At 59.8% G+C, this 5065-nt stretch carries 4 protein-coding genes; 2 read left to right on the forward strand and 2 right to left on the reverse strand.

The window, feature by feature from the left end; all coding sequences use genetic code 11:
• On the forward strand, positions 1-478 hold a 478-nt coding region (locus tag ACH2EH_RS09170; protein WP_395140983.1), incomplete at its 5' end, for an NAD-dependent deacetylase.
• A 120-nt stretch (positions 479-598) separates the two neighbouring features.
• On the opposite strand, the gene ACH2EH_RS09175 is transcribed toward ACH2EH_RS09170, so the two are convergent.
• Complete coding sequence (locus ACH2EH_RS09175) at positions 599-3142, reverse strand: family 78 glycoside hydrolase catalytic domain (protein WP_395140985.1); 2544 nt, start codon at positions 3140-3142, stop codon at positions 599-601.
• A gap of 103 nt (positions 3143-3245) precedes the next feature.
• Positions 3246-3527, reverse strand: a complete 282-nt coding sequence (locus tag ACH2EH_RS09180; RefSeq protein ID WP_395140987.1) for a hypothetical protein — start codon at positions 3525-3527, stop codon at positions 3246-3248.
• A gap of 536 nt (positions 3528-4063) precedes the next feature.
• On the opposite strand from ACH2EH_RS09180, the gene ACH2EH_RS09185 reads away from it, so the two are divergent.
• Positions 4064-5065 (forward strand): glycoside hydrolase family 172 protein (locus ACH2EH_RS09185; protein ID WP_395140989.1); only part of this gene is annotated, 1002 nt, incomplete at its 3' end.

Below are 5065 nucleotides of genomic sequence, written 5' to 3' on the forward strand. Positions count from 1 at the left end.
TGCGGCGGCACAAAAGCGCTGGCCGGGGCAGGTGTTTGTGATCACGCAGAATGTGGATAACTTGCACCAGCGTGCAGGGAGTGAGAACGTGATAGAGCTACACGGCTCCGGCTTTCGGACGCGCTGCACGAAATGCAGCCTCGCGCCGTTCTTCGATGAAGCCTCCTACAAAGGCGGAGCACCGCTCTGCCCGGCGTGTGGTGCGCCCCTGCGCCCCGATGTGGTGCTCTTTGGAGAGACGCTCCCAAACAAGGCGATTGAGCAGGCCACTGAGGCGCTACGCGGCTGTGATCTGTTTCTCGTGGTCGGCACGAGCAGCGTCGTGATTCCCGCCGCGTACTTGCTGCTGGATGCGCACGCTGCCGGAGCGCACTGCGTCTCGGTCAATATCGAGCCGTCGCGCCACGAGAACCCGTATCTGCACGACGAGTTCGTGGGGAAGGCCGAGGAGCTATTGCCGATGCTCTTGGCCGCGTAAGTGCCGCCGGTTGAAAACCGGCGTCTCCAATGGCACTACGTGCCGCAAAGCCCGTGCCAGGCTACCGAATTTATTTCCCCAGCCCGGCACGGGCTTTGCGGCGGAACGCCACCCCGACGCCTAATTCCATTGGGCGGTATGCTTCCCGCTCTCCAGCGCTTTTGTCGCGCCACCGGGTAGGTGCAGTGTGGCGGTGCTGCCGATGGGAATCTCGACGGTGAGGGCAGTTTTCCCAGCTTGCCGCTTCCACTCCACTTTAATCGGGCCACGGAGCGATCTATAGCTAGCCTTGACGGAGCTCAGCCCTGCCACAAACTGGGGCCGGAGCTCGATTTTATCGAAACCAATGGCATCTTCGGCGGGCTGGATTCCGGCGAGCCAGGCGAAGAACCACGCGCTGATCGAGCCGAACATAGGGTGGTTATGCGAGAACGTGTTGTCCGAGAAGTCCCAGTGCTCCCAGAGTGTGGTCGCACCGCCCGCAAGCATCGCGCCCCACGAGGGCACGGTCTTTTTCGTGGCAAACGTGAACGCGGCATCGGCGTGACCCAGGCGCGAGAGCGCATCGAACATGAACTTGGTGCCGTAGATTCCCGTGGTGAGGTGCCCGTCGTGCGCTTTTAAATCGGCGAGCAGGCGGTCAAGCGTGCGTTGCTGCGCGGCTTGGTCGAGCTTGCCATACTCCAGCGCGTAGGCCAGGCAGGCTTGGATGGGCGGTGCATCGGGGAAGGCACGCTGGTAGGCATCGGTGGTGGTTTTCGCCAGGGTTCGCCACTTTGCCGCGTCTCCGCGCTTGCCCAGCGTGAGCGCCAGCGTCTCAGCCATGCGGGCGCACTCGGCGTAGAGCAGGGGGAGTGTGGCTTCGGGCGGACTCCCCACCCGCGCCTCGTGGTCCGTCAGCCCCTTCTTGCCATCGGTGCCCTCCAGCCAGCGCGCCATTGTCGTATAGAGCTGCTCAATCAGCCTTGTCTCGCCGTAGTAGCGCAAAAGCTCCACTTGCAGCAAGGGCAACGCCATCGGCCAGCCCACCCCGCAGTAGTGAATCCCCACATACGGCGCGGTGTCGGGTAGCGAGCCGTCGGGGCGAGCGGCATCGGCATAGTCCGTGGCAATCTTAGCGTAGAGAGCGGCCATGTCGAAGTTGTAGAGAAACGCATCGCGCGTCGCGACAATATCGCCGCCGTAGCCGAACTTCTCGCGGTGGGGGCAGTCGGACTGGACGGAGAAGAGATTCGAGAGAAACGTGCGACGCGTGATCTCTTGAATCTGGTTGAGCAGCGGCTCGGAGCAAGAAAACTCCCCCGCGCTCTCCACCGAAGCAGCCATCGAGTGGACAACTAGAGTTGGCTTCTCAGTTGCCCCACTCACCTCCACATAGCGAAAACCCCGGAAGACAAAGTGCGTCTGAAATGTCTCCTCAGCGGCTCCTGCACAGATAAACGTGTCCTCTTGGATGGCGGGAATAGGGGGGCGATCGCTGTCTTTGGGCGCACCATGGCGCTCTTTCGTCCCCCCCTTGATCTGTCCACAGACCCCCGTCATTGGATTGAGGCTGCCGTCTTTATGTATAAGCTCCCCGTAGCGTAAAACAATCTTCTGTCCCGGCTTTGTGTTCTTCAGTGTCAGGCGCACCCGCCCGGACTGGTTCACCCCCGCATCGAGCAAAAACACGCCCGGCTTGAGCTCGGAGAGAGTACTTGCGCTGCGCTCCCCGATCACCTTGATCGGCGGCTGTGGCTCGCACTGGAGCGGCCCAACGGGCTCTGTCGCAAGCACCACCTGCCGCGCCGCTCCCTTGCCCGCTTCCCGCGCATCCCAGACCTCACCAATATAGTTGTTCTGGAAGCGCAGGGCGCTGTCGCGCACATCCCAGCTCATATCCGTCACAATCACTTGCTTTGCGCCATCGCTGAGCTCGATCTCTAGCCTCGCAATGCAGCGCGGGCGGCCCGTGGAAAGGGTCTTAGGTAAGAATGCCGCGCCCCCAAACATGACCAGCGGCATAGGGTTCCACCAGCCGTTGCCCACGAAGATCTCCAGTGCGTTCTCGCCGCGCTTAAGTAATTTTGTGACATCGAGTGTGCGGTAGTAGACGCGCTTCTCGTAGTTGGTCCAGCCTGGCTCTAGCATGGCATCACTGGGATTGACGCCGTTCACACTCGCCTCGAAGTACCCCAGGCCCGTCACTGACAATCGTGCGGATTTCACGGCGCGTGGCAGCGTAAAGCTCTTTCCAAACAGCGGCAGCGGATCATCGGCGTAGGGGTTGGCGGGCGCGGGCTTCGGGTCGCGAATCCACCGTGCCCCGCTCCAGTCGGCGGGAGTCAGAAGGCCCAGCTCAAAGCTCGCCTCTTTACTCCACGGCCCCGGCTGATCGTCACGGTTCCACACCCGCACGCGCCAGAAAACACGCTGGCCACTGATAAGCTTCTTGCCCGAATAGGCCACTTGAATTGCGTCTGCAGAGGCAACTTTGCCGCTATCCCAGAGCACGTTATTGCCGTCTTTATTATTCGTTGCGATTATTTGATAGGCGCGCTGCACCTCGCCGTTGCGTGCGGAACGGAGCTCCCAGGAGAGCCGTGGAGCCAGAGAGTCTATCCCAAGCGGGTTGGTGCGATACTCGCAGCGAAGATTGGTTGCCGTCAGTGCCATAGATTGCATGGAAACATTCTAACCTGTCGGATAGCGATTTAGCACCTGAAGTCCCCAACGTTCTTCACAGCGCTCTGGCGTATTGAAGGCAATGTACGTCCGGCTCACGACTTCACGCCGCTTTTGCGGGAATAGGAGAGGCCCCGGTCTGGATCATTCGCGCACGAATTTTTGCCATTCGTACCAGATGCTCTAGCTGGACAAAGTGGCTCAACTCACTCTCTTCCTCAGGAGTAAGACTACCTTCTCGCTTGCGATCTACAAGCTCATAGGCACGGTGCTGCGTCGCTTCTGAGGGCCGGAACGAAACAACGGCTTCTGGCCCTCCTCCCTGCGCGATGAGCTGAATAAACTCGTCATACACCATTCCCTTGGCTCGCCCTTTGTCGTCCATGATCGTATTGTATCGCTCAACACACAGGAACCCCATTTATTGCCCCCGTCCCACGTCAGGTAAGATACGCGCGTAACTGATCCCTCGGCTAAAGCCGAAGGCTTTGACAGTAACGTTAGGCAAACGAAAGTTGGTACCTTCGCACAAGCCGAACGTCCCGTCTATAGGGCAAGTTACATTGCCCCGTGTTCGACCCCGATCCTTCGGACGAGCCGAAAGCAGGGCAGAGCCATATCGTCATAGCTTTGAACAGATTTTGTATAAACCGAAGCCCGCGCATAGGATGCAGTCCCCGCGATTGCCTTACCCGACTGCTACGGGTTTCTGTCTGGCGGAGCTACCAAGCTCCGCATAATTCAAAGGTAAGTTCCTGACTATTGTGGGGACGAGCCACAAAGCGAAAACTCTACTGCCAGAGAGAATATCATAAAAGAAAACAAAATGCAAACAGAATTTCAGAATCAATCACAAAACTTTCCCTGCGGTTCCCAATTCCTCCCTCGGCTGAAGCAGAGGGTATCTTTGGAGGTTTAATTATGAATCTTTATGAGAAACCACGTGGCGTCGAGACGCGCTGGGCGAGCTTTGAGAATTTGGCGGCGAGGCGAGGCGAGGGTGGCCAGGAGAATCACGGCGCGAAAGGCCATGCGTTCGACTCGCTGGAGCCGGGTGAGACGAAAACGCTGCTAGATATTTCAGGTAGCGGGACACTCACCCGCCTCTGGATGACTGTCAGCGACCGGAGCCCGGAGATGCTACGGGCGCTGCGTTTGGAGATGTTCTGGGACGGCGCGAGCACTCCCGCCGTCTCCGTGCCGCTGGGGGATTTCTTCGGGATTGCACTGGGCCGCAAGACAGCGTTTGAGTGCGCTCTCTTCTCCGACCCCGAGGGCCGCAGCTTTAATGCTTTTGTGCCGATGCCCTTTCGCACAGCGGCGCGGGTGACACTCACGAACACGTCCGAGGCGCGCCTGCCTCACTTGTTCTACGATATTGACCTCCTGCTCGGGGTGACTCACACGCCTGAGACACTCTACTTCCATGCGCAGTTTCGCCGTGAGTCGCCCAATGTACTGGGAGAAGATTTTCTCATCCTTCCCCAGATCTCAGGCAGCGGGCGCTTTCTGGGCTGCAACCTCGGAGTCATCGCCGACGAGCGCTACGAGGGCGCGTGGTGGGGCGAGGGCGAGGTGAAAGTGTGGATGGGCGACGACACCCTCCCGACACTATGCGGCACCGGCACGGAGGACTACATCGGCACGGGCTGGGGTCAGGGAGCCTACGCCCAGCGTACCCAGGGCTGCCCCATCGCCGATAGCACACAGCGCCAGTGGGCATTTTACCGCTACCATTTAGACGATCCGATCTATTTTGACGGAAGCTGCCGCGTGGCCATCCAGACCATCGGGGGCACGGCCAAAGAGAAAGTGATCGCCCTGCAAGAAAAAAACGTCGCCCTGACCCCTGTCAGCATTGACACGGGCCAGCCCGGCGGCTTCCTCCGGCTCATGGATCTGCCCCAGCCCCTAGACCTCGCC

Origin of the sequence: Armatimonas sp. (assembly GCF_043760365.1) — a bacterium.
Lineage (GTDB): Bacteria > Armatimonadota > Armatimonadia > Armatimonadales > Armatimonadaceae > Armatimonas.